24 protein-coding genes are annotated in these 25,537 nt (G+C 36.0%); 23 read left to right on the forward strand and 1 reads right to left on the reverse strand.

Annotated elements, in window-relative coordinates; all coding sequences use genetic code 11:
• The first annotated feature begins 2 nt into the window (after nt 1–2).
• The 23 genes from glf (at nt 3) to infB (ending at nt 23,947) form a co-directional block, all read left to right on the forward strand.
• Nucleotides 3–1,106 (forward strand): UDP-galactopyranose mutase, encoded by a 1,104-nt coding sequence (gene glf, locus VQ048_RS02525; RefSeq protein WP_327610106.1) that lies wholly within the window; start codon nt 3–5, stop codon nt 1,104–1,106.
• An 11-nt stretch (nt 1,107–1,117) separates the two neighbouring features.
• Nucleotides 1,118–2,098, forward strand: a complete 981-nt coding sequence (locus VQ048_RS02530) for a glycosyltransferase family 2 protein (protein WP_327610107.1) — start codon at nt 1,118–1,120, stop codon at nt 2,096–2,098.
• Between the two features lie 29 nt (nt 2,099–2,127).
• Nucleotides 2,128–3,405 carry a CDP-glycerol glycerophosphotransferase family protein gene (locus VQ048_RS02535; RefSeq protein WP_327610108.1) on the forward strand — a complete coding sequence of 426 codons (1,278 nt, stop codon included), beginning with the start codon at nt 2,128–2,130 and terminating at the stop codon, nt 3,403–3,405.
• Nucleotides 3,405–3,815: a glycerol-3-phosphate cytidylyltransferase gene (tagD, locus tag VQ048_RS02540; protein ID WP_327610109.1), complete on the forward strand. Its 411-nt coding sequence runs from the start codon at nt 3,405–3,407 to the stop codon at nt 3,813–3,815. Before VQ048_RS02535 ends, tagD begins: the two co-directional genes overlap by 1 nt.
• Nucleotides 3,787–4,191, forward strand: coding sequence for a sugar 3,4-ketoisomerase (locus VQ048_RS02545; RefSeq protein WP_327610110.1), 405 nt, complete (start codon nt 3,787–3,789; stop codon nt 4,189–4,191). Before tagD ends, VQ048_RS02545 begins: the two co-directional genes overlap by 29 nt.
• The gene (locus VQ048_RS02550) at nt 4,178–4,639 is read left to right on the forward strand and encodes a GNAT family N-acetyltransferase (protein ID WP_327610111.1); all 462 of its coding nucleotides are present in this window, start codon (nt 4,178–4,180) and stop codon (nt 4,637–4,639) included. The genes VQ048_RS02545 and VQ048_RS02550 overlap by 14 nt, the downstream gene beginning before the upstream one ends.
• Nucleotide 4,640: 1 nt before the next feature.
• On the forward strand, nt 4,641–5,597 hold the full coding sequence (locus tag VQ048_RS02555) for a GNAT family N-acetyltransferase (protein ID WP_327610112.1): 957 nt from the start codon (nt 4,641–4,643) through the stop codon (nt 5,595–5,597).
• 57 nt (nt 5,598–5,654) lie between these two features.
• On the forward strand, nt 5,655–6,755 hold the full coding sequence (locus VQ048_RS02560; protein ID WP_327610113.1) for a DegT/DnrJ/EryC1/StrS family aminotransferase: 1,101 nt from the start codon (nt 5,655–5,657) through the stop codon (nt 6,753–6,755).
• Nucleotides 6,756–6,758: 3 nt separating this feature from the next.
• The gene (locus VQ048_RS02565) at nt 6,759–7,667 is read left to right on the forward strand and encodes a glycosyltransferase (RefSeq protein ID WP_327610114.1); all 909 of its coding nucleotides are present in this window, start codon (nt 6,759–6,761) and stop codon (nt 7,665–7,667) included.
• Nucleotides 7,668–7,669: 2 nt separating this feature from the next.
• Nucleotides 7,670–8,827: a glycosyltransferase family 4 protein gene (locus tag VQ048_RS02570; protein WP_327610115.1), complete on the forward strand. Its 1,158-nt coding sequence runs from the start codon at nt 7,670–7,672 to the stop codon at nt 8,825–8,827.
• 66 nt (nt 8,828–8,893) lie between these two features.
• Complete coding sequence (locus VQ048_RS02575; RefSeq protein WP_327610116.1) at nt 8,894–9,592, forward strand: NAD-dependent epimerase/dehydratase family protein; 699 nt, start codon at nt 8,894–8,896, stop codon at nt 9,590–9,592.
• A gap of 29 nt (nt 9,593–9,621) precedes the next feature.
• Nucleotides 9,622–10,188, forward strand: coding sequence for an acyltransferase (locus tag VQ048_RS02580; protein ID WP_327610117.1), 567 nt, complete (start codon nt 9,622–9,624; stop codon nt 10,186–10,188).
• Between the two features lie 5 nt (nt 10,189–10,193).
• Nucleotides 10,194–11,165 (forward strand): glycosyltransferase family 2 protein, encoded by a 972-nt coding sequence (locus tag VQ048_RS02585; RefSeq protein WP_161531350.1) that lies wholly within the window; start codon nt 10,194–10,196, stop codon nt 11,163–11,165.
• A 12-nt stretch (nt 11,166–11,177) separates the two neighbouring features.
• Nucleotides 11,178–12,194, forward strand: a complete 1,017-nt coding sequence (locus VQ048_RS02590) for a glycosyltransferase family 2 protein (protein ID WP_327610118.1) — start codon at nt 11,178–11,180, stop codon at nt 12,192–12,194.
• A 59-nt stretch (nt 12,195–12,253) separates the two neighbouring features.
• On the forward strand, nt 12,254–13,372 hold the full coding sequence (locus VQ048_RS02595) for an EpsG family protein (RefSeq protein WP_327610119.1): 1,119 nt from the start codon (nt 12,254–12,256) through the stop codon (nt 13,370–13,372).
• A 122-nt stretch (nt 13,373–13,494) separates the two neighbouring features.
• Nucleotides 13,495–14,661, forward strand: a complete 1,167-nt coding sequence (locus tag VQ048_RS02600; protein ID WP_327610151.1) for a glycosyltransferase — start codon at nt 13,495–13,497, stop codon at nt 14,659–14,661.
• Nucleotides 14,662–14,675: 14 nt separating this feature from the next.
• Nucleotides 14,676–15,587 carry a glycosyltransferase family A protein gene (locus VQ048_RS02605; protein ID WP_327610120.1) on the forward strand — a complete coding sequence of 304 codons (912 nt, stop codon included), beginning with the start codon at nt 14,676–14,678 and terminating at the stop codon, nt 15,585–15,587.
• Nucleotides 15,588–15,589: 2 nt separating this feature from the next.
• Nucleotides 15,590–16,735, forward strand: a complete 1,146-nt coding sequence (locus VQ048_RS02610; protein WP_327610121.1) for a glycosyltransferase — start codon at nt 15,590–15,592, stop codon at nt 16,733–16,735.
• 6 nt (nt 16,736–16,741) lie between these two features.
• Complete coding sequence (locus tag VQ048_RS02615) at nt 16,742–18,187, forward strand: MBOAT family O-acyltransferase (protein WP_327610122.1); 1,446 nt, start codon at nt 16,742–16,744, stop codon at nt 18,185–18,187.
• Between the two features lie 5 nt (nt 18,188–18,192).
• A complete protein-coding gene (locus tag VQ048_RS02620; RefSeq protein ID WP_327610123.1) occupies nt 18,193–19,149 on the forward strand; it encodes a hypothetical protein in 957 nt (318 codons plus the stop codon).
• 139 nt (nt 19,150–19,288) lie between these two features.
• Nucleotides 19,289–19,756: a ribosome assembly cofactor RimP gene (gene rimP / locus VQ048_RS02625; protein WP_327610152.1), complete on the forward strand. Its 468-nt coding sequence runs from the start codon at nt 19,289–19,291 to the stop codon at nt 19,754–19,756.
• Nucleotides 19,757–19,838: 82 nt separating this feature from the next.
• A complete protein-coding gene (gene nusA, locus VQ048_RS02630; protein WP_327610124.1) occupies nt 19,839–21,074 on the forward strand; it encodes a transcription termination factor NusA in 1,236 nt (411 codons plus the stop codon).
• Nucleotides 21,075–21,136: 62 nt separating this feature from the next.
• Nucleotides 21,137–23,947, forward strand: a complete 2,811-nt coding sequence (gene infB / locus VQ048_RS02635) for a translation initiation factor IF-2 (RefSeq protein ID WP_327610125.1) — start codon at nt 21,137–21,139, stop codon at nt 23,945–23,947.
• Between the two features lie 90 nt (nt 23,948–24,037).
• Here infB and VQ048_RS02640 read toward each other — a convergent pair whose 3' ends face one another.
• Nucleotides 24,038–25,150: an aldo/keto reductase gene (locus VQ048_RS02640; protein WP_327610126.1), complete on the reverse strand. Its 1,113-nt coding sequence runs from the start codon at nt 25,148–25,150 to the stop codon at nt 24,038–24,040.
• Nucleotides 25,151–25,537 lie beyond the last annotated feature (387 nt).

Below are 25,537 nucleotides of genomic sequence, written 5' to 3' on the forward strand. Positions count from 1 at the left end.
GTATGAGCAAACAATATGACTATCTAATAGTAGGGAGTGGTTTATTTGGAGCAATATTCGCTTGCGAAATGACAAAAAAAGGCAAGAAATGCCTTGTTATAGAACGTCGTGAGCATATTGCGGGAAATATCTATACAGAAAATATAGAGGGCATTAATGTTCATAAATATGGCGCTCATATTTTTCATACAAGTAATAAAGAAGTTTGGGATTATGTAAATTCTTTTGTGGAATTTAACCGATACACTAATTCTCCCATCGCTAACTACAAGGGAAATTTGTATAATCTTCCCTTTAACATGAATACTTTCTATCAGCTATGGGGAGTTAAAACCCCTGCTGAAGCTCAAGCAAAAATAGAGGAACAAAGAGCAGAATATAAGCATATTGTTGAGCCTAAAAACCTTGAAGAACAAGCCTTGGTGCTGGGAGGGAAAGATATCTATGAAAAACTAATAAAAGGTTATACTGAGAAGCAATGGGGCAGACCTGCTACGGAGATACCCGCTTTTATTATTAGGAGGCTTCCTTTTAGATTTACATTTGATAATAATTATTTTAATGATACTTACCAAGGAGTACCTAACGGAGGATATACATTGCTGGTAGAAAAAATGTTAGAGGGGATAGAAGTAAGGCTCAATACCGATTATTTTAGCAATCGGGAACATTGGGATTCCATTGCTGAAACCATTGTTTATACTGGTAAGATAGATGAGTTTTTTGATTTTCAATACGGAGCGCTTGACTATCGTAGTTTGAGATTTGAAACGGAAATTTTAGATGAAGCCAATTATCAGGGGAATGCAGTGGTAAATTATACTGAGAGAGAAATACCATTTACTAGAATTATAGAACATAAACATTTTGAATTTGGCACACAGCCTAAAACCATTATTACGAGAGAATATCCGCAAGACATGGCTGAAGGAGAGGAAGCATATTATCCAATCAATGATGAGAGAAATCAAGCAGTCTATCAGAAATATAAAGCTTTGGCAGACGGATGTGAAAATGTAATTTTTGGCGGAAGGTTGGCTGAGTATAAATACTATGATATGCATCAAGTGGTCGCAAAGGCACTAGAGATGATCGCATCTATTTAACAAAATAAAAGATGGAAAAACTACTAACCCTTATAGTCCCTATATATAATACGGAAGAGTATTTACCTAAATGCTTGGACTCGCTGATAATTAGAGAAAATTTAATGCCGCTTTTGGAAGTGCTTCTGATTATAGACGGAAGCCCGGATAATGCACTGGAAATAGCGCGAGAGTATGAGGAAAAATACCCTCAAACTTTTAGGGTAATCAACAAGGAAAATGGAGGCTATGGTTCCGTATTAAAAAGAGGAATAGTGGAGGGAAAAGGCAAGTATTGTAAAGTTCTAGACTCTGACGATTGGTATGATAATCACTCATTTGAAAAATTTGTAGAGCAACTAAAAATTATTGATACAGATGTTGTGGTTACAGACTTTGTAAGGGAATATGTTTTTGAAAATCGGTCAGAATTATATAGTTTACCAAAAGTAAAACCTAATAAAGTTTATGGTTTAGATAAAGAGATTAGTGAATTAGAAGGAGCGTTTGTGATGCATAGATTAGCGTATAAAACAGATGTGGTGAGACAGGCACAGATAGATTTTCCAGAAAAAATATTTTATACGGATACTCTTTTTGCTTCTTTACCCCTTTTTTTCGCTAAAGATTTATATTACATAGATAGTCCTCTATACAGATACCTGATAGGAAGAGATGGACAAACCGTAGCTCCTGCTACCATAAGAAAAAATAGAAAAGGAGTGGAAACGGTTATTAGGTATTATTACCAAAGATATACGCAGCATAAATCTCAAATGACTGAAGAAAAGAGGAAATTTATTTTGTCTTCTATTAAGACCTTCTTCCAAATGTACTATAAAATTTTAGTTCATTTAGATTTTTCTAGTGCAAAAAAAGAATTGGCGGAGTGGCATTCTTTTGTAAAAAAAACACCAGAATATAAGGTGTTTTCGGATGTCAAATTAGTGAAGTACTATAGTGTATTACCTTATTTTGTATTTAGATATTCCTCATTTCTTTGGAGAAATTAGACAATTATAATTAAATTATTTATATAAATATGAATCTAATTAAAACTGTTATTAATATTTCCGAAAAAATAATAGGAAAGGACAATTTTTTCAGACTTAAACTTATTAAATTAAAATATATTCATCAGAAAGAATTGAAGAGAATAAGAAAAAAAGAAAAAATTAATGTAGTATTTTTTCTTATACATCATGCTGTATGGAAATACGAAAAATTATATCATTTATTTGAAAATGACCCTCGTTTTGCCCCTTCTATTTTAGTATGTCCATATATGATGTATAGTAGTGATGTAATGCATAAGGATATGAATAATGCTTATGAAATATTTAAAAAGGAAGGATATAACGTAAAAAAGGCTCTAAAAGAAGATAACACTTGGGTAGATGTAAAGGAAGAATTGCAGTCTGATATTATATTTTTTGGTAACCCTCACTTTATTACAAAGCCTCATTATTATATCTATTATTTAAAAAATATATTAAGTTGTTATGTCCCTTATAATTTTGGGAACTCTCATATGTTGAATATGTTCCATAATCAAGATTTTCATAATCTACTTTGGAAACTTTTTGCAGAGACCGAAATTCATAAACAATATTCTGTAAAAACAGCAAGGAATAAAGGTGATAATGTTGTTGTAACAGGGTTTCCTGGTACTGATGTATTTTTAGAAACACAAAATAAATCATTTGAAAATTTATGGAAGCATCCTCATACCAAAAAAATTCTTTGGTCTCCTCACCACACGATAGACGATAATAAGGATTTTATAAGTTTCTCTTCATTTAATACATACCACGAAGAGATATTCTCTTTATTAGAAAAATACAAAGGAAAACTTGAAATTATATTTAAACCTCATCCTCTATTAAAGTTAAAACTTTATGATGACCCTGATTGGGGAAAAGAAAAAACTGATACTTATTTTTCTCGTTGGGAAACACATCCATATGGAGGTTTAAGTTTGGGTAGATATGAAGATTTATTTTTATCCTCTGATGCTATGATACACGATTCTGGTTCATTTTTAATAGAGTATTTATACACAGAAAAGCCTGTATTAAGAACAGACAGAGATGATAGTATTTGTGATAGGCTTAATTCTTTTGGAAAAATGGCATATAATGTTCATTATATAGCGAAAAACTTAAATGATATTGAACAGTTTATTGGAATGATTATCAATAGCTCAGAAGATACCTTGAAAGAAAAAAGAAAAGAATTTAAACAGCAGTTTCTCCTTCCTCCAAACGGCAAAACTGCAAGTGAAAACATATATAATTTTATTAAATCTCAATTGGAATAATGAAAAAAGTTTTGACTTATGGCACATTTGATTTGATTCATAGAGGGCATATCAATATATTAAAAAGAGCCAAAGCATTAGGGGACTATCTCATCGTGGGGCTATCTTCGGATGAGTTTAATGACCTGAAAGGTAAAAAAAGTTATTATACCTTTGAAGAAAGAAAATATATATTAGAGGCTATCAGTTATGTAGATTTAGTAATAAAAGAAGATTCTTGGGCGCAGAAAAAAAATGATATAAAAGAGCACGAAATAGATGTTTTCGTTATGGGTAATGACTGGGAAGGAAAGTTTGACGATTTAAAAGATCTATGTGAAATAGTATATTTACCGCGTACAGAAAACATTTCTACAACCAAAATAAAAAGGGATTTAAAAAATGATAAAGCCACACATCATCAATTTTAATAAAATAGGTTCTTCACAATTAGGGTACATTACTATTGTAGAAGGTCAAAAGAATGTACCTTTTGAGGTAAAGCGAGTATATTGGACCTATCACACCCCCCAAGATGTAGTAAGAGGTGGGCATGCACATAAAGCATTAGAGCAAATTATATTTGCTGTTTCTGGTGCCATTACATTTAATACCGAGGATAAAGAAGGGAATAAAGAAACCTTTGTATTAGACCATCCTTCCAAAGGGCTTTATATTCCAAAACTTATTTGGAGAGATATACATTTTACACATAATGCAGTTTTGCTATGTCTTGCTTCAGAATATTATACAGAAGATGATTATTTTAGGGATTATCGAGAATTTTTAGAATATGAAGGAGATTAGTTTTATTGTATACAATCGTGAGGTTTTAGAGAAATCTTGGGAGTGGCTGAATGATCCCGAAGTAAAGTATTTAACCATGACGCCTGATTTTACTAAAGAAGAACAACTTTCTTGGTTTAACCAGTTAAATAATAATTCTCATTACTTTGTTAAAGGAGTTTTATTTCAAAAGCAGATTATAGGAGTAGTTGGATTGAAAAAAATAAATCTTGACGAAAAAACGGCTGAATATTTTGGTTATATTGGAGAGAAAAAATACTGGGGAAAAGGCATTGGGAAAGAAATGATGAACTTCATAAAAGAATATGCAAAAGAAAAATTAGGACTTAATTCTTTATATTTAAAAGTTATTTTAGATAATACAAGAGCAATAAAGGCTTATGAAAAAATGGGATTCAGAGAATTTAGAAGAGATAATAATATAATAGAGATGATAAACGAGATTTGAAATGGAAATTGTAAGCCTTAATAAAAATACATACAAAAGTATCTTTAAGACTTTTACAAATGTTTTTTGTAGTATAGATTTTGCTGATTTAAATGCACACTTTTTCGAAGAAATTCGATATTTAGCATTTGTTGAAAATGGTAAATACAAAGCTGGACTTATTTTAGGAAAAAAAGATTCAACTCTATATGCCCCCACAAAAGCTCCTTTTTCTGGTTTTAACAAAATCAATGATACTTCTTTAGAAAGTTTAGACAAAATATTACCCTTGCTACAAGACTATGCTAAGGAACAAACTTTAGATATAAGCATTACACTACCACCTATTATTTATGATAACGATTTTTATAATCATTGTATAAGTGCGTTTTTTCGCTCAGAGTTCCAAGCAAAAAATGTGGATTTAAATTTTCATTTAGATGTAAAAAAACTACAAAAAGACTATAAGAATCTTATTCCTCGTGCAGGAAGAAAAAACTTGAATAATGGACTAAAATCCCCAAAAATAGAACTTTTATCCTCTAATGATAAAGATTTTATAGAAAAAGTATATTCTATTATCAAGACTAATAGAGATTTTAAAGGCTATCCTTTAAGAATGACTTTAGAGCAAATTTTGAATACAATAGAAATCATCAAGGCAGATTTTTTCATCCTAAAGGTTGATAATGAAGCTGTAGCTGCTGCCCAAGTTTTTCATGTAGCAGAGGGTGTTGTACAAGTCATATATTGGGGAGACCTTCCTCATTTTGAAACATTAAGGCCAATGAATGTCCTTGCATATAAAATCTTAAAATATTATGCTGATTTTGGGATTAACGTTATAGATATTGGTCCTTCCTCCGAGAATAGCATCCCAAGTTATGGACTATGCAACTTTAAATCCAATATTGGCTGTGATACTTCATTGAAATATCAGTTTATTCTAAGAAGTAACTATCCTTCTAAAGAAAAATGATCCCCGAAAGTAGTACAAAAAATATATCCGATAAAAAATAATCACCTTATTATTAAAATGATTAAATTCTTAGACTTACAAAAAATTAACCTACTATACCAGCAAGAAATGGAAGAACGACTTTTGCAAACATTCCGTAGTGGTTGGTATTTGCTAGGTAGCGAAGTGAAAACCTTTGAGCAACATTTGGCACAATATATCGGTTCACCCAATGCTATTGGAGTTGCTAATGGATTAGATGCCCTCCGCCTCATCTTAAAGGCCTATATCTCCATGGGGATAATGCAACCGGGTGATGAAGTAATTGTACCTGCCAACACCTATATTGCCTCCATTTTAGCCATTTCCGACAATGGATTGAAACCCGTTTTAGTGGAACCTAATCCCAAAACTTTCAACATTGATATAGATAAAATAGAAGAGCATATCACACCAAAGACCAAAGCCATTATGATCGTACATCTTTACGGGAGAGTCGTTTGGTCTGAACAGTTGGAAAGCATTGCCAGAAAACATCAGTTAAAAATCATTGAAGACAATGCACAAGCTATTGGGGCAAGATGGAACAACATCAAAACAGGTCATCTCGGAGATGCAGCAGGGTTTAGTTTTTATCCTGGTAAAAACCTTGGAGCCTTAGGCGATGCTGGAGCTGTAACGACAAAAGACAATGATTTAGCAAAAACCATCAGAGCTTTAGCCAATTATGGTTCTAACGTAAAGTATGTGAATATTTACCAAGGTTTAAACTCTCGTTTGGACGAACTACAAGCGGCGGTATTAGATGTAAAACTAAAATACATTGACCAAGAAAATGAAGCGAGAAGAAGAGTGGCAAAACGCTTCATCTCTGAGATAAAAAACCCTAAGATTATCTTACCAGAATATCCAACAGAGGAAAAAGAAATGGTATGGCATGTTTTCGTTATAGAATGTCAGCAAAGAGATAAACTACAAAATTACCTCACAGAGAATGGTGTACAGACCATCATCCACTATCCTATTCCACCACACAAACAAGAAGCCTATAAAGAATACAACCACCTCTCTTTCCCCATTACAGAGCGAATGAGCCAGAAGGTATTAAGTCTACCTATTTCTTCTATATTAACAGATGAAGAAATAAGTAAAATCATTGATATTGTAAATAAATTTTAGACAATGGAACAAGCATTAGTTAGTATCATCGTGGTATCCTACAATCACTCCCTGTATATTAAGGAGTGTCTAGATAGTATAAAATCTCAAACTCATACTAATATTGAGCTCATAGTAGCAGATGATGCCTCTAAAGACAATTCTGTTGAAATTTTTGAAAACTGGCTTTCGGAAAATAATTACTTTGCAAAGAAAAATTTCCATAAAGAAAATACCGGACTTGCCACCACTCTTAATGAATGTATGGAAATGGTGACTGGAAAATATATAAAACTTATTGCTGCTGATGATTATTTGCATCCACAATCCATAGAAAAATGTTTAGCTAAATTTAATGAAAACGATAAACTTGGATTTGTGTTTTCAGATACTTATTTTGTAGATAAGCACTCCAATCTATTGGATAGAAATCTATTTTCTAGAGAATTGTATTCTCTCCCTTACGAGCAATTAAAAGATGAATTGATGAATAAATGCTTTATTTGTGGACCTACTATATTAATCTCTTGTAAAGCGTGGACAGAAGCTGGTAAATATAATCCTACCAAAATAGTAGAAGATTATGACAGATGGCTAAGGATAATAACTATGGGGTATGAATTCGGTGTTGTCATAGAAAAGCTAGCCTATTATCGTTCTCATGGAGAGAATATTTCTTCTAAAAGCAATGGAAAATTACAAGAAGAGGTTTTTATGCTCAACTTCAAATACTCTACAAGAAAACTATTTCTAAATACTGAAATTGAAAATATCTATTTAAGAACTTCTCACCGATATAGTAGAGAGTTTTTTGATGTTTATAAAAAATATAAATATTGCGATGATTTTTCCTATTTTTTTATAAAGAATGATATGCAATTTGCCCTTAAAGTATATAGAATAGTTAAACAAAAATTAAGTATCAAAAACTAAGAATGAATATTGTTTATTTTTTTCCAAACTTGAAGGATGCTGCGGGCACCGAAAGAATGCTAAATATTAAAGCAAATTATTTGGCGGATGTGCTGGGGTACAACGTAACGATAATTACTTATAGGCAGTATGATGATCCTATTTTCTTTAAGTTTAGTGAGAAAATAAAAATGATTCATTTTGATATTCCGGATCCTACACGAGACCTGAAAAACTTTCCCAGTGCAGAGAGAAGAAAGTTGTATAAAAACTTTATGGCAACTTACCGAAAAAAAGTGGAGGATTATCTGTACCATAATCCTACGGATATTGCGATTTCGATGTATTTTGGTGCGGAACACAAGTTTTTACCCTTGATAAAAGACGGGAGTAAAAAAGTAATGGAATACCATTTTCATTTTGATATTACACCGTTTAGTAAAATTTTAAAATCCGGTTGGTCTTTGCAAAATTTAAAGGCTAAAATTTTAACCAAATTGTTCCAAAGAACGCTTAACAAGTTTGATAAAATTGTAGTGCTTACGGAAGAAGACGAAAAAGCGTGGAGTCACTATTTTGATAATGTAACCAATATTCCCAATCCGATCACGATAGAACCTATTACCACAGATTATAAGACTAAAAGAGTGCTTGCGGTGGGAAGATTTGTTGAACAAAAGGGATTCGACTATCTTATTGATGCTTGGGCAATTATAGCAAAAAAACATCCAAAGTGGAGTCTATATATATACGGTTGGGGAGATTTAAAACATGACCTTCAGCGGCAAATAGAAAAGTTAGATTTAGTAGATTCAGTTACTCTATTTCCCCCTAATAAAGAAATTAATAAGGTCTATGCTTCTCACTCTGTCTACGCTCTAAGTTCTAGATTTGAAGGTTTTGGTCTAGTTTTATGTGAAGCTTTATCTTGCGGTTTGTCTCCTGTAGCCTTCGCTTGTAAAAATGGACCTAAAGATATGATGGGAGAGAGTAAATTGGAAAACTTTTTAGTAGAGCCCAATAATGTAGAAACTTTTGCAGAAAAATTAAGCGAATTAATGGAAAGCGAGGTTTTAAGAAAGGAAATGTCAGAAGAGGCATTGAGAGTATCAAAACGCTACGAAATGCCTAATATTATGAAAAAATGGGAAGGATTGTTTAGAAATTTAGTGAAGAAATAGACATTATTATGAATATACTTATGGAAGATTTTAATAAATATTTGATATACTTGTAATTACTATACTATGGTTATTGGGAGCGGGCTTATAGCATCATTATTTACGAATGCAGATAGAGAAGATATCATTTTTTTTGCTTCGGGGGTTTCTAATTCGCTAGAAGTTAGGGAGGAGGAGTTTATGCGCGAGGAAAAACTTCTTAGAGAGACCATTAGCAACCATCCGGATAAGGTAATGGTATATTTTTCTACTTGTAGCATATACGATTCTTCTAAGGTAGATAGCCCTTATGTGCGTCACAAATTGAAAATGGAGACTATTGTCTCGAATAATAGTAGCAGCTATTTAATTTTAAGGTTAAGCAATGTGGTAGGCAAAGGGGGGAATCCCAATTTGCTGATGAATTATTTGGTGCGATCGGTGGTGAATGGGGACGTCATAAATGTACACACCAAAGCAACTAGAAACTTGATAGATGCCGATGATGTGAGAGCCATTGTATTGAGTTTGCTCGAAACCCCAAATAAAAACACCATTATCAATCTGGCTTATTTGGAAAATTATACGATTGTTGAAATAGTGGAGGTATTGGAGTCTTTTTTTAAAACCAAACTTAATCTTAACCTTATCAAAGCAGGGTCCGGCTATCCTATTAGCATTTCGGCGGAAGTGAATCGTTATTACATACAAAACAATTTTCTAGATAAAGAAAACTATCTCAGAGCGATTTTGTCTAAGTATTATTTGGCTTGTAGAGCGGATTAAAGTTACATTTGTGTTTTAGTTTGATAAAAATGAAAGGATTTATATTGTTTTTAGTTAATAAACTTTTTAATTTGTTTAAATATTCGGAAACTTTTTTTCTAAGAAAGAAATTTTTTGCGAACTCTAAATCCCAGGTTCATGCCTCTTTTAGATTGGGGGGCTATAATACGTTGGATATTCATTCTAAGGCTGTTTTCAATATAGCAGAAAATGTGATGATAAATCAAAATAATTTTATCACAGTAAAGAAAGAGGCTCAATTGAGTATAGGAAAAGAGACTTACATTACTAGGGCTACTATTTCTTGTTTGGAAGAGATAACCATTGGAGAAAACTGTATTTTGGGAGAAGGGTTGAAAATTTTTGATCATAATCACAGTTATACTCAGGAGCCTTTTTCTGTATCTAAAACAGAATTTAATACAGCACCTATAAAAATTGGTAATAATGTTTGGACAGGAGCGAATTGCATTATATTGAAAGGCGTGACGATAGGAGATAATGTGATTTTGGGAGCAGGGTGTACCATATATAAAGATATTCCTTCGAATAGTATAGTGATTAATAAACAAGAGTTAATACTAAAATCGGTGTAATCAGTATGAGTTTGGGATTTCCTATGGTATCGGTTATAATGTCGGTGTATAACGCAGAAAAATATTTGGCAGAAGCAATAGACTCGGTTCTTAATCAGACATATAGTGATTTTGAATTTATTATCATTGATGATTGTTCTACAGACTCCTCTTTTGCTATATTAAAAAAGTATGCCGCTAAAGATTCAAGGATAAAATTATTGCAAAAGAAAGAAAATAAGGGGACTCAGGGATTTATTGAAAATTTGAATTGGGGACTTGAGGAAGCTAGAGGTAAATATATTGCAAGGATGGATGCGGATGATATTAGCCATCCTACTAGATTTGAAAAGCAAGTGGATTTTTTAGATAATAATCCAAATGTTTTTATTATAGGCGCTCAATTAGATTTAATAAACGAGAAAAATGAAATAATAGGAGAAAAGTTAGCTAGCACTTACAATGAGGAAATTCAAGAGCGAATGCTTAAAACAATACAGCTATTTCATCCTGTTATTATGTTCAGAAATGAAGGTTTAAGGTATAGGGACAAGGTTTGGTATTGTGAGGATTATGAGCTGTATCTTCGTTTGATGTCGAAACAAAAAAAGATGGCTAATTTGCCAATTAAATTATTGAAATATAGGGTTTTAGGTGGTTCTATATCAAGAAAAGGGAGTAAGTTTATTAAATACATGTTTCTATCTAAAGCCTTTGAAATGTATTATGAAAGACAAAAAACAGGAAAAGATACTTACGAACAAATTAATCCTCACGCTTATGTGAATATACATAATATAGATTATAAAAACTCCATGCAAGAAATGGAACAAGCTGCGAGAGCTTGTTTAAAATATAAATTCAGAGAAGAATTGGTAGATCTAGTGAAGAAACAAAAAAAGTTTTATCCTAATGAGAAGTTTGGATTTTATTCTTTGGTAAGTAAGCTGCCATCGAATTTATTTAATCTCTGTTGTAGAATCTTAAATCGGATATAACATAGAATAAAAATGGATATATATATAAAATCATTCAATAGAGCATACTATCTAGATCGTTGTCTAGCGTCTATTGCAAGAAATGTGAAGGGAACTTATTCTATTACGGTTCTAGATGACGGTACTCTTCCAAAATATTTGGATAAAATAAAAGAGAAGTATCCTTATATCAATGTTAGAACTTCAAAATCTTATTCTCAAAAAGTAAAGGCGGTAGAAGATAATATTTTATTGGGGAAGGATATAGACGGTTTTAGTATTCCTACCGACTTATGGATAGAAGCAGTTGAAAACGGAGCGGATTACTGTATCGTTACAGAAGATGATGTGTGGTTTACAGAAACAATTGATGTAGAAAATTTACTAACAGAAGCAGAGAAAAATAACATCAATCTTTTAAAATTAGGTTGGCTAAGTAACTTTAAAGAGGATGAATATCTCCAAATAGTTAAAATTAATGAGAATATCAATTTTAATAGGCCTAAAGATTTGTTTTTAGGTTCTAAGTGGCTGATGGATATATTTTTCTATAATAAATACAAGTTTTTTACACTAGGATATAAATTAGGCATTTTTGATAATTATACCAAAAGAAAATACTGGTCGCTCAATTCTATTTTGATGGGGCTATGGAAAAAAGAGTATTGGCTAGAAGTTTGGAAAGACGCAAAGGGTAAGGTGGACGAAAAACAACAATTAAGAAACGCTGCCGCTTACTATAATAAACATAAAAATAATCTTAATTTTATAGCAAGACTTTCCAAGGAAGCCATGAAAACGACTTTTCAAAGTTCTGCGACCAATTCTTATCATGAGTATGGTTTTAAGGTGGATATTAACTATATCAACTACCTTTTGAATGAGGCTTGGTATAACGAAACCTTAGATAGTATGCAAAATTATCCTAATGACTTTTCTATTGAGTATCTAGAAACCTTCTTTGATGATAAGGTGGATAAAAACGAATATCGTAAGTGGGTAGAGCAGTTTAAAAATCAATACAGGAGTTTGGGTTGTGACATCGAATAGTATGGGGCTATAAAATCTAAACGAAAAATACTGGGTATGTTTAATAAAAAATAAAATGAGTGGGTATTAGTATATTACATCCGTATTTTACGATTGCTATTATTGCGCTTATCGTAATCAGCGTAATGGAGTTTAGGAGCGGACCGTATTCTCCTAAAAAACAAATTTGGTTCGTTGTTGCCTTTCTCATTGTATTGGCAGGCTTTAGAAATCTGATGATTGACGATAGGGCCTATAAAGATATGTATGCCCTTTTTGGAGTTAATTTGCCCTATGATATATCGGTATTAAAGGAAAATTTTTATGGAATAGAGTGGATCTACGCTCTCTATAATAAAATTATTTTTTCTTTGGGGATGCCTTTTTCTTTCCTTGTTTTTTTCACGGCTCTGATGACAGTTTCGATTAAGTGTCGGTTTGTAAGTATTAATAGTGCATATCCGGCGTTAAGTTTTTTGCTGTATATGATTCCGTCGTACTTTACGGGAGATATGGCGCATATGAGACAAGCGGTGGCGATAGCCCTTGTGTTTCTTTCGTATGAAGCGATAAAGCACCGAAGACTTTGGCTTTTTTTGGTGTTAATTTATATCGCTAATGGGTTTCATAACTCATCTTTGATTTTTTTGTTTGCTTATTGGCTGGTTTTGCTTCCCATGAAAAAATGGTTTATTATTTCTGCGGTGGCCTTATGTATGGTGCTTTCTCCATTTGAAGTGTACAATAATATTTCCTTGTTGGAGGGGATTACCCCAAAGGAAGTTATGCAAGATTACCAAAATTATGAGAGTATCGTGCACGAGGAAACAGGGAAGCTGAGGTTTAACGATATACTATCCATGTTCTATCTTTTTTTCATTCTTGCTTTCAATGAGGAGGCGGAAGAAAAAATTCCTTATTATGAGTATATGAGGAATATTGTAGTGGTTGGGATTTGTATTTATTTTATTTTCCGGAACAGCCCGATATTTTCTACACGATTGGTTACCTATTATTATCTTTTTGCTAGTATTATGGTTCCCAGTATTATTGCCTCGGTATCTTCCCAGCACCTTCGGAAGTATTTGTATGGGGTGATGTTGTGTTTTGTGGTTTTTTATTATTTTGTTTTTGCAAATAATGCAGGAAAAAAAGGTTTTACGCCGGAGAATTATTCAAACTGGCTTATCGGGGGATAATTTTTAGTGTGAGCAGGGCTAGGACATGCATTTTCTTTTTTTCTTTGAGGACGGAGCAAATTCTAAAAGTATGAAATCATTACTCTAAATCTTTTGTTTTCAAGAGGGGTGAATTTTTGATAATCGTTATGGATAAATCACAAAAAATAAAAGTATTATTTAGACTTAGGTCTTTAGAGATGGGAGGGGTGCCACGGGTGGTTTTAGACTTGTTGAGGAATCTTCCTAAGGACAAGTTTGATTTGGCTTTAATGCTTAATTTGTATCAAGGTGAACTGGTCTCTGAAATACCTAAAGAAGTTAGGCTTATCGTGGTGGAAAAAGGGAGAGAGCAGATGTCTCAAAATGCTTTTGTTCAAAAAATACAACTGGGACTAAGGCGATTGAAGTTAGAATTCTACGATAAATTTCCGAGTTTACTTTATGCTTTTAAAGTAAAGGAAGAGTACGATATAGAAGTATCGCCGGGCTATGCGGAATTTGAGATGGTGCTCAATTCACCTAATAAAAAATCCAAAAAAGTAGGGTGGTTTCATACCGATGTTAGCTACGATAAAGATGAGGCAAGGGTAAAAAAACGCATTGATTTGATGAAGAGGTTTGACTGGATGATTTTTGGGGCTGCACAAACCAGACAGGTGATAGAAGATTTGTATGGTGTAACTTACCCAAAGAGTTCAGTTATTTACAATGTTATTAAAATCAATGAAGCGAGAGAGAAAGCAGAAGCTTTTAAAGTAGATTTTGATGTTCGTCCGTGCTTTACCTCAATTGGAAGGTTGCATAGCAGAAAGGGTTATCATACTTTAATAAAAGTCCATAAACGATTGATAGACGAAGGTTTACTACACTCTATTGCCGTTATAGGTGGAGGGAATGAGATGGAAAATCTGAAAAATCAAGCAAGAGAATTATCCGTAGAAAAAACTTTTTTACTTTTGGATACTCAAAAAAATCCTTGGCCTTATGTTAAAGCGTCGGATTATTTTGTGCTACCGTCTCAATCGGAGAGTTATCCGCTAACGATAGGTGAGGTTATGGCGTTAGGGAAACCAATTATTTCCACCAATGTAGGTGGCATACCAGAAATGATAGATGATGGGAAAGATGGTATTTTGGTTAATTACGATGAAAATGAACTTTTTGAAGCAATGAAAGCATTCCTTACCAATCCAGAATTGGTGGAGAAAATTAAAAAAGGAACTTTAGGTGCTGATGAAAAGTTTGATGAGAGAAAGATATATGCTCAAGTTACAGAAGTGTTTGAGAGATTGGTAGCAAAGCCTTAGAAATAAAACTAAAAATGAACAACGATATAAAAATCACGATAGTTACACCAACCTATAACCGAGCTCACACTTTGCCTCGGGTGTTTAACTCTTTAAAAAAACAGAGTTTTTTAGGTTTTAAGTGGTTGATTATGGATGATGGTTCTACTGATAACACTAAAGAAGTGGTGGAAGGATTTAAGGAAGAAAGTCCGTTTGAGATAGAGTATTACTATTTAGAAAATTCAAAAAAATTTTACACTTCCTTTTTGGGAATAGAGAAGGTAGAGTCGCCCTTTTTTACTATTTTGGATTCTGATGATGCATATATTCCAGATGCTTTAGAAACGATGTATCAATCTATAAAAAGCTTAGACAGTAAAATATTTATTTCTGCAACATTTAATTCTATTACTCCAGAAGGCAAATTAGTAGGAACACCTTTTCCAGAAGGATTAGAAGGCTCTATACTAGAAATGCGATATAAGCATAAAGTTAGAGGTGACAAACATACAATTTTTAATACTAGTAAGTATCACAGATATCTGAAAAAATTTGATTATTCAAAATTTAAAGGTAAATACGCTCCTCAAAAAATTTTTTTTCATATGTATGATGCTGCTGGGGAGAGGTCTAAATTTATAAATAAATATACTAGAATTTATTACCAAGATAATGATGATGCTAATTCAATGTCTAAAGATAGAGTAAAACCAACCTCATATGAAGGACTTTTATGTGGACATCTCTCCTTTATTAACAATTATAAATCTCTCCTTTTTGTTTATCCTGTAGCGCTAATAAGAAACATTGTAGGCTATCAGTACTATTCATTTAAAAATGGAAGTTCTTTTAGAAATATCTTGATGGATATTCAACCGTCTTTAATAAAGGTATTAAGTTGGGGACTTTTACCCTTTGGTTTTTTATATCATAAAGTGAGGTAATTATGGACGGGAAAGGTAAAAAGGTACTATTGGTGTACTACAAATTATTTAAACCGGGCGGTGTGGCTAAGGTGATGACCACTTTGGCCAATGAGCTTGTGGAGGAAGGGTATAATGTAGAAATTCTATTGTTAATGTCGCCCAGACCTAATTTTTATCCATTAAATGAAAATGTCAAAATACATCATATAGATACTTTTTCCCATTGGGCTTGGAAAATATGTGAATTTAATGTAAAGTGGCTTAGATTTATTCCTAAAATACACAATATTAATGCTTATATTCACCATATAGGTGTTTATCTAATGTTGAAAAAATGGTTGAAAAAAAATCATCAGAATTACGATACTATTATTTCTTGTTGGTATAAATTGTCTTCTTTTATAGGAGTAATGGGTAGAGAAATAGCCAAAAAAACTATTGCTTGGGAGCATATGAGTTTTACGAGTATGGGGAAGTTTTATAGTGCCTTGGCAAAGAGATATTATAAAAATTTGAAATGCATTATTGCTACAAATAAACCTGGAGAAAAATATTACCTTTCAATTGGTAAAAGGAGTCAGACGATTTATAATATAATGGACGCTAGCTTTGAAAAGTTGAATTATATCCCTTTTGCTGAAAAAAAGAATGTAATTGCATTAGTGGCCAGATTAGATGCTGAGAAAAATGTAGAAGAATTTATAGAGATTATATCGGAAATTAACTTGCCGGAGAGATGGGGGGTTAGAATAATGGGAGATGGGACTTGCCGAGAAAAAATACAATATAAAATTACCCATCACAATCTTGCGGATAAGGTGAGGTTGATGGGAACGGGCAACTTAGACGATGTTAAAAATTTGATTATAGAATCTAAAATATGTTGTTTAACTTCTACGGCAGAGGCTTTGCCTACGATTTTAATTCAAGCGATGTTCTGTTCAAATGTTTTAATAGCTTACGATTGTAATTATGGTCCGTCGGACATTATCAATGAGAATAATGGATTTTTAATTCCTCTTAAAAATAAAGAATCATTCAGAGAAAAGCTACAATATCTATTGGATAATCCAGTGGATTTAGAGCGTTTATCACACTCTTCCTATATGGAGGCACAAAAATGGAAGAAAGATAAAATTTTAGAACAATGGAAAAAAATAATATAGCAAGCCATGCTTTTTAACTCAATAGAATTTGCGATATTTTTACCGATAGTTTTTATACTTTATTGGTTTGTATTTCATAAAAATATAAAACTGCAAAACTTTTTTATAGTAGTTGTAAGTTATGTTTTTTATGGTTGGTGGGATTGGCGTTTTCTTTTTCTTATCCTATTTAGTACAGTCTTAGACTATTCTTTAGGAAGGTTACTGGCTTTAGATGAGAAGCCTAAAAAACGAAAGATGTATCTTATCATTAGTGTGATAATTAACTTAGGGTTTTTAGGATTCTTTAAGTATTGTAACTTCTTTATAGATAACTTTATAGCAGCATTTACTTTTTTTGGACAAAAACCATCTATTCACACGCTTAATATTTTGCTTCCTGTAGGGATTAGCTTTTATACCTTCCAAACATTAAGCTATACTATAGATGTGTATAAGAAGAAACTAGAGCCAACCAAGGATTTCATTGCATTTAGTGCTTTTGTGAGCTTTTTCCCGCAGTTGGTAGCGGGACCTATTGAGAGGGCCACGCACCTATTGCCTCAATTTTATAAAAAGAGGGAATTTGACTACACTAAGGCGGTGGACGGTATGCGTCAAATTCTTTGGGGGCTATTTAAGAAAATGGTAATAGCGGATAACTGTGCGGTTTATGCTAATCAGATTTTTGCGAGTTCGGATACCTCTTCGGGAAGTACGCTAGTGCTTGGTGCTATATTTTTCACTTTTCAAATCTATGGGGATTTTTCTGGCTATTCGGACATTGCCATAGGGACCTCTCGTTTATTTGGGTTTGATTTGATGAAGAACTTTGCCTATCCTTATTTCTCTCGTGATGTAGCAGAATTTTGGAGGCGCTGGCATATTTCTCTTTCCACTTGGTTTAGAGATTATCTATATATTCCTTTGGGCGGGAGCAAGGGCGGAAATTGGATGAGAATTAGAAATACCTTCATTATTTTCTTGGTGAGTGGGTTTTGGCACGGAGCGAATTGGACCTTTATTGTTTGGGGATTTCTAAATGCCCTTTTCATAATGCCGTCCATTGTATTGAAAACGAATAGAAATAATCTGGAAGTGGTGGCTCATGATAGGGTATTACCTTCTCTTAGGGATATTTTTAATATGCTTATTACCTTTGGATTGATGGTTTTTGCGTGGATTTTTTTCAGAGCAGAAAATATGGCTCATGCCGTTTCTTATATTACTAATATATTTCAACCATCATTATTCAGTTTTCCTAGCCTTAATAAGGCGGCATTAGCTACTTTGATTTTGGTTGGCTTTTTATTGGTCATGGAATGGCAAGGACGAAGAGGAGCGTTTGCATTAGAAAGTTTTTGGCTCAAAAAACCTCGTTTGTTAAGATGGAGTTTTTATGCGTTTGTGATTCTTTTGATAGGTTTGTTTATGCAGACTAACGAAACACCATTTATTTATTTTCAGTTTTAATAGATATGAAATCGTTTATAAAAAACATTATATTTTTCTCCATTTTTGGGAGTGTGTTTTATGTGGTGGTTTTGCCGATATGGAGCCAGATAATGCCTCCGTTTATGGCGAAAAATGTGAGAAGTTGTGTGGGGTGCTATGGGCATCTGCTTTCCAGGACAAGAGATGTTAGCAGACTAGAAAAAAGTCCAGATATTTTATTTTTAGGGTCATCACATGCTTATCGAGGTTTTGACACGCGAGTGTTTAGCAAAAATGGCATTACGGCGTTTAATTTGGGGTCTAGTTCTCAAACGCCTATCAATACTAAGGTGCTGCTTAAACAATACCTTGACGATATAAAACCTAAAATGATTGTGTATGAGGTGTATGCGGGAACACTTTCGGCTGATGGAGTTGAGTCTTCTTTGGATATGCTTAGTAATAATAGGGTGGATAAGAACGCTATTAAAATGGTAAGTGAGGTGAAGCACTTGGCGGTTTTTAATACGGCTATTTATGGCTTATATAGACAAATGTTGGGTTTAAATAAAACTTTTTATGAACCGAACATACAGAATGATGATGTTTATGTACAAGGCGGTGGTTTTGTGGAAACAAAGTTTAAGAAAAACCCAATGTTGGAAGAAACAAAAGGCAAGTGGGAGCTTAACCCTAAACAAATTGAGGCTCTGAAGGAAAACTTAGACTATATCAAGAAAAGAAATATACCCTATATCTTGGTTCAATCTCCCATTACTAAGAAGCTTTATGAGTCTAAAACTAATAACAAATCGGTGGATAGTCTACTGTCAACACTGGGGACTTATAAGAATTTTTATGGAGAGTTACCTTTAAACGACACTATAGATTTTTACGACAGTAATCATCTTAACCAAAAAGCAGTCGTTAAGTTTAACGAAAGTTTTATAGTGTATTTTAAGGGGCTGAGTAAGAGTGGCGGTCGCGGGAGGGATAATTAAGGAATATAACCGTCTCATTTTCGAATATTTGTGGGGTTTGTAATTTATTTGTATATTTGCACTGGATTTACGGAATACAGATGAGAAGGCCTTCGGAAGAAAGCCTTTTTTTGTACCGTCCACTTGAATACTTGATATGATGGATTTTAGAAGTAAGATTGAAGCGCATTTGCAGGCTTTTTTGGAGCAACGTACCGATTTGTTTCTTATTGACCTTAAGATTTCGGCGGGGGATGATGTGGTAGTGGTATTGGATGGCGACCAGGGGGTTAGCATTCAGGACTGCCTTGATGCGAGCCGTGCGATAGAGTTTAATATGGATCGGGAGGCGCATGATTTTAGTCTTCAGGTGATGTCGGCTGGGCTTAGTGAGCCGCTTAGGCTTCCTCGTCAGTTTGCGAAGAATTTGGGGCGGATGCTTCGGGTGGTTCTTCAGGATGACACGGAGGTTGAGGGCGAGTTGATTCGTGCGGATGAGGCTGGTGTTGTCCTTCTTTTGCGTTACCGTAGGCCTAAGGCGGTTGGGAAGGGCAAGGAGGATGTGGAGGAAGAGCGTGCGGTGGCTTACGATGCGATTAAGAAAGCGGTGGTCCATATTAAATTTTAAAGAATAGAACAGAACGAAAAGGCGTCTTTGGCTCGGTTTGGCGGGGATTGGCGCGATATATAAACGATAAACCCAAAAAAGAATGGATAATATAGCTTTAATTGAAGCGTTTGGCGATTTTAAAGAGGATAAGAATATCAGCAAGATTGATTTGATGGCGATTATTGAGGAGTCATTGAAGACGTTGTTGAGAAAGCGTTACGATTCGGATGATCATTTTGATGTGATTGTGAATCCGGATAAGGGGGATTTTCAGATTTTCCTTAACAAGACGATTGTGGAGGACGAGATGTCGGAGGATGACGATTTGGAGATTGAGATTTCCGAGGCGAAGAAAATCGATCCTACGTTTGAGGTTGGCGAAGAATATACGATGGAGATTCCGGTGGCACAGCTGGGTCGGCGAAACATTCTTACGCTAAAGCAGATTTTGGTGACGAAGCTTCAGGAGCATAATAATTCGATGTTGTACGAGCAGTTTCGCGATCGGATTGGGGAGATTGTTGTGGGCGAGGTTCACCATATCCGTCACAAGCATGTGATTTTATTGGATGATGAGGGGAATGAATTTATTTTGCCTAAGGAAAATCAGATTCCTTCGGACTTTTTCAAGAAGGGTGAGAATATTCGGGCTATTGTAGAGAGCGTTGATTTTAAAGGGGCTAAGCCTCAGATTATCGTGTCTAGGACTGCGCCTAAGTTTTTGGAGAAGCTTCTTGAGCTGGAAATTCCGGAAATTCAGGACGGGACGATTATGCTTAAGAAAGTGGTTCGTATTCCGGGCGAGAAGGCGAAGATTGCGGTGGATGCTTATGACGACCGTATTGATCCGGTGGGTGCTTGCGTTGGGGTTAAAGGATCGAGGATTCACGGTGTGGTTCGGGAATTGAAGAATGAGAACATCGATGTGATTCAGTGGTCTAAAAATCCGGAAATCTTGGTGAAGCGTGCGTTGGGTAATGTGACGGTGAACAAGATTGAACTTAACGACGAAGAGAATTATGCGTTGGTTTATACGCCGGTGGAGGAAATTTCCAAGGTGATTGGGAAGCAGGGGCAGAACATCCGTTTGGCGTCTTGGCTGAGCGGGTATGAGATTGATGTTTACCGTGAGGCGAGCGAGGATGACGATGTTAAATTGGACGAATTTAAGGACGAAGTTGAGGAGTGGATCATTGACGAGTTCAAGAAGGTTGGGTTGATGACGGCCAAGAGCGTCTTGGATAAGGATACGGACAGCCTTCTTAACATGACGGATTTGGAGGAGGAAACCATTGAGGAGGTGAAGCAGATTCTTAGGGAAGAGTTCGAGGACTAACCCCATCACGATATTAACTATTTTATAAAATAGCTTTAAAAAGCACAAGAGAACAACAGTATATGCCAAAAATTAGATTAAATAAAGCAGTAAAGGAACTTAATATCTCCATTCCCAGAGCGGTAGAATTTCTACAGGGCAAGGGGATTGAAATAGACAGTAACCCGAATGCAATATTGGAGGAACGGGCATTGGCCGAGTTGGAAGCCGAGTTCAGGAAGGATGGAGAACAGCGTAAGGCATCCCACGAGGTCGTCATCTCTAAAGTTCCGGAGGAAAAACTGGAAATGGAGGAGAAAAAAACGGAGGTCATTCGGGCGAAAGCCAGTGTGCCGGAGACTAAAATCCTCGGCAAAATAGACCTCAATCCTAAAAAAGAAGAGAAGGTGGAGGATGCTCAGCCTGCACCGGTGGAGGCTAAGCCTTCGGAATTGCCGGTTCAGGAGGAAAAAACGGAAGAAAAATCTTCAAAATCGGGTCCTCATGTTTTAGGGAAGATTGATCTTTCCAAAATAGAATCTTCGTCCAAGCCGAGAGCGTCTCGGGAGAAAGAGGCGTCGAAGAAGCCGGCTGTGGAGCAGAAGCCTAAGGAGTCGCCTAAACCGGAGGAGCAAAAACCTCAGGTTCAGGAGCCGGCAGCCAAGTCTAAGGAAGTTGAGAGCCACGTGTTTGAGAAGCCCGAGAAAATCGAAACCCAGTATCAAAAATTGGACGGGCCTAAGATTTTGAAGGAAAAGGTGGACTTGTCTCAGTTTGAGAGTAAGCCGAAAGAAGGCGCGGCGCGAAAGAAGAAGCGGAAAAGAATTGAAAAGCCGGCGCAACCGGGAGCTCAGGGCAGTGGAACGCAGAACAATCCTGCGGGACGTGCTCAGGGTGGTCAGCGTGGGCCTGGAGGGGCGAATGCTGGCGGCCGCGGTGGCAACAAGAAAGGCGGAAGACGTGGCGAGCGTGTGATGCCGGTAGAGTTGACCGATGAGGAGGTGAAGAATCAAATCAAGGAAACCTTGGAGAAACTGACCAATAAGGGAGGGAAGTCCAAGAGTTCAAAATACAGAAGAGAGAAGAGGTCTTACCGTAGAGAGCAAGACGAGCTTCAGCAGGAGTTGGATGCTCAAGACCGTACACTTAAGGTTACCGAATACATCACGGTGAACGAGTTGGCGGCATTGATGGATGTGAATCCTACGGAGGTGATTTCCACTTGCTTCTCTTTGGGGGTAATGGTGACGATGAACCAGCGTTTGGAGGCGGATATTCTCCAGTTGGTGGCGGACGAGTTTGGTTACAATATCCAGTTTTCGGACGCGGACTTGGAAGAGACGGCGGAGGAAGAAACGCCGGACTTGCCGGAAGATTTGGTGGCTCGTGCACCGATTGTAACGGTGATGGGGCACGTGGACCATGGTAAAACTTCACTCCTTGACTATATCCGTAAGACCAATGTGATTGCGGGAGAATCCGGAGGGATTACCCAGCACATCGGGGCTTATAATGTGAAATTGGAAAACGGACAGCGTATTACGTTCCTTGATACACCGGGACACGAGGCGTTTACGGCGATGAGAGCGCGTGGAGCCCAGATTACCGATATTGTGATTATCGTAATTGCGGCGGACGACGATGTGATGCCGCAGACGAAAGAGGCGATTTCCCATGCTCAGGCGGCGGGAGTGCCTATGATTATTGCGCTTAACAAGGTGGATAAGCCTAATGCGAATCCGGATAAGATTCGTGAACAGTTGTCGGCTATGAATATTTTGGTGGAAGAATGGGGAGGTAATGTTCAGTCTCAGGAGATTTCGGCCAAATTCGGAAACAACGTGGATTTGTTGCTTGAGAAGGTGTTGTTGCAGGCGGAGCTTTTGGAGCTCAAGGCTAATCCGAACAAAAACGCCCAAGGGGTGGTGATTGAAGCTTCTTTGGATAAGGGCCGAGGGTATGTTGGCACGGTGTTGATTCAATCCGGTACGCTTAAGGTTGGAGATTATGTTCTGGCTGGGCGTAACCATGGTAAGGTCAAAGCGATGTTGGATGAGCGGGGTCGTCAAATGCAGACGGCAGGACCTTCAATTCCGGTAACGATTTTGGGCTTGGATGGCGCGCCTACGGCGGGCGACAAGTTCCGTGTGTACGACGATGAGAAGGAGGCGAAGACTATCGCTAATAAGCGGGAGCAGCTTCAGCGGGAGCAGTCTATCCGTACGAAGAAACATCTTACGCTTGATGAGATTGGACGTAGGATTGCTTTGGGCGACTTCAAGGAGCTTAATATTATCCTCAAAGGGGATGTGGATGGTTCTGTGGAGGCTTTGTCCGACCAATTGCAGCGTCTTTCCACGGAGGAAATACAGATCAATATCCTTCATAAGGGGGTTGGACAGATTACGGAGTCCGATATTCTTTTAGCGACGGCTTCGGATGCCATTGTGATTGGCTTTAACGTCAGAGCGGGAGCTAATGCGAAGGATTTGGCCGATAAGGAAGAGATTGAGATTCGTACTTATTCGGTGATTTATGCGGCGATTGACGATGTGAAGGAAGCGATGGAAGGAATGTTGTCGCCTGAGATCCGCGAGCAGGTTATTGGAAATGTGGAAATCCGCGAGGTATTTAAAATTTCCAAAGTGGGTACGATTGCGGGGTGTATGGTGCTTTCGGGCAAGGTTACCCGTGGTTCTAAGATCCGCTTGCTAAGGGATGGCATCGTGAAGCATGATGGAGAACTTGAGAGTTTGAAACGATTCAAGGACGATGTGAAGGAAGTGACAAAGGGGTATGAATGCGGTTTGAACATCAAGGGGTATAACGACATCGAGGTCGGTGATATTTTGGAAGTTTACGAAGAGGTTGCGGTGAAGAAGAAACTAAAGTAACTTTTTTCGATAAATAAGTGGTATATTAATTTTAAAAAGCCGCCTCAAAACAAAGTTTTGAGGCGGTCTCTTTTTTTAATAAAGCAGTCATTAATGAGGGATGGGCGCATTGGGAGCAATCAATCCGGTTTCGATAAGAGCGGTCCAAAATTCTTTTGGGATTCTGTTTTCAAGTTGTAAAGACAGGACATTTTCTCTAATTTGCTTAGCCGATCGGCATCCGGTGAGAATAGAAACTACTGCGGGGTGGGCCATGGCGAATTGGAGGGAAGCGGTTCTCATGTCGACACCAAACTTATGGCATAGTGCGGCTAACTGGTCTCTTTTCCCGGCGATAGCTTTTGGAGCGGGGGAAGGCGAATAATTCCAGGTTTCGTTTCCGGCGAGATAACCACAATTTAATGGGGAACCTAAAATGATTTTAACCTTTTTTTCCTGAAGTTTCGGAAATGTAATCTCTAAGGCTTCTTTATGATCTAACAGGGAGTACTGGGTTGCCATCAGGCAGAGATCGGGAATTGCGAATTCGAGAGTCCTCAGAACAGCTTCCGGGCTGTTGATGCCAAACCCCCATCCTTTAATCATTCCTTGTTGTTTCATTCTGATGAGTTCGGGGATGGCTCCATGTCTTGCTTGATTAAGATGATGTTCAAAATTTTCTTTTAAATTTCCTGGAGTGAGGTCGTGGATGAAGACATAATCTAAGGAAGATACTCCTAATCTTAATAGGCTGTCTTCCACTGATTTTCTTGTAGCAGAAGCGGAGTAATCGTAGTGAAACACAGCGTTCATTGGGTTCTTCCATAGGTGTGCGACTTGACTCTCTGGAGGGGTTCCGGGCTTTAGAAGCCGGCCGACTTTGGAAGAAAGGAGGTATTCGCTCCGATTTTTGCCATCAAGAAAAACACCGAAACGTCTTTCGCTTATTCCGTTGCCGTAACGGGGAGAGGTGTCGAAAAAACGAATTCCCAAATTCCATGCTTCTTCTAAGGTTTCAAGGGCTTCTTTTTCGGATGTCTTTTTCCAGCACCCGGCAAGAGGAACCCCACCTAACCCTAAGTCTTTATTCAGTTCAAGTGTTGATAAGACAGGGTTTGTGTATTTGTTATTCGGGGAGCCGAAAATGTGTGGCGAAGTTTTTTCTCCTTTGTTTTTAGCCGAGATTAGATTAGGGGCTCCTAATGCTAATACGCCTAATCCCATGTTTTTTAAAAATTTTTTTCGATTCATTATTATGACGTGATTTTTGAGTGTTACACAAAGATAACCAAAATTAATGACGTGATTTTTGAAAATCAGTTTTGTAACGGTACTAAGAGGATGCTTTGGTAGAATTATTTAGTTTTTTTATTGTGTTTTGATTGTGATTTGTTTCTGTTTTTTCTAATTTTATTAATTAAATAAACTGGTAAATATTTATTTTTTTAGAATTTTTTATTTTTATTTTTTTAATATTAAAATTTGATGTTTTTTATTTTTTTATATCTTGTTTTTGTTTTTTTGTATTTGTAATTGTATTTTTTGTTTTTTATTTTTGAATTTATTTTTTTAAACTTGTTAATTTTTATTTATTTTTTTTCAGAAAAATTT

The organism is Bergeyella anatis (assembly GCF_036016955.1).
GTDB lineage: Bacteria > Bacteroidota > Bacteroidia > Flavobacteriales > Weeksellaceae > JAYWXI01.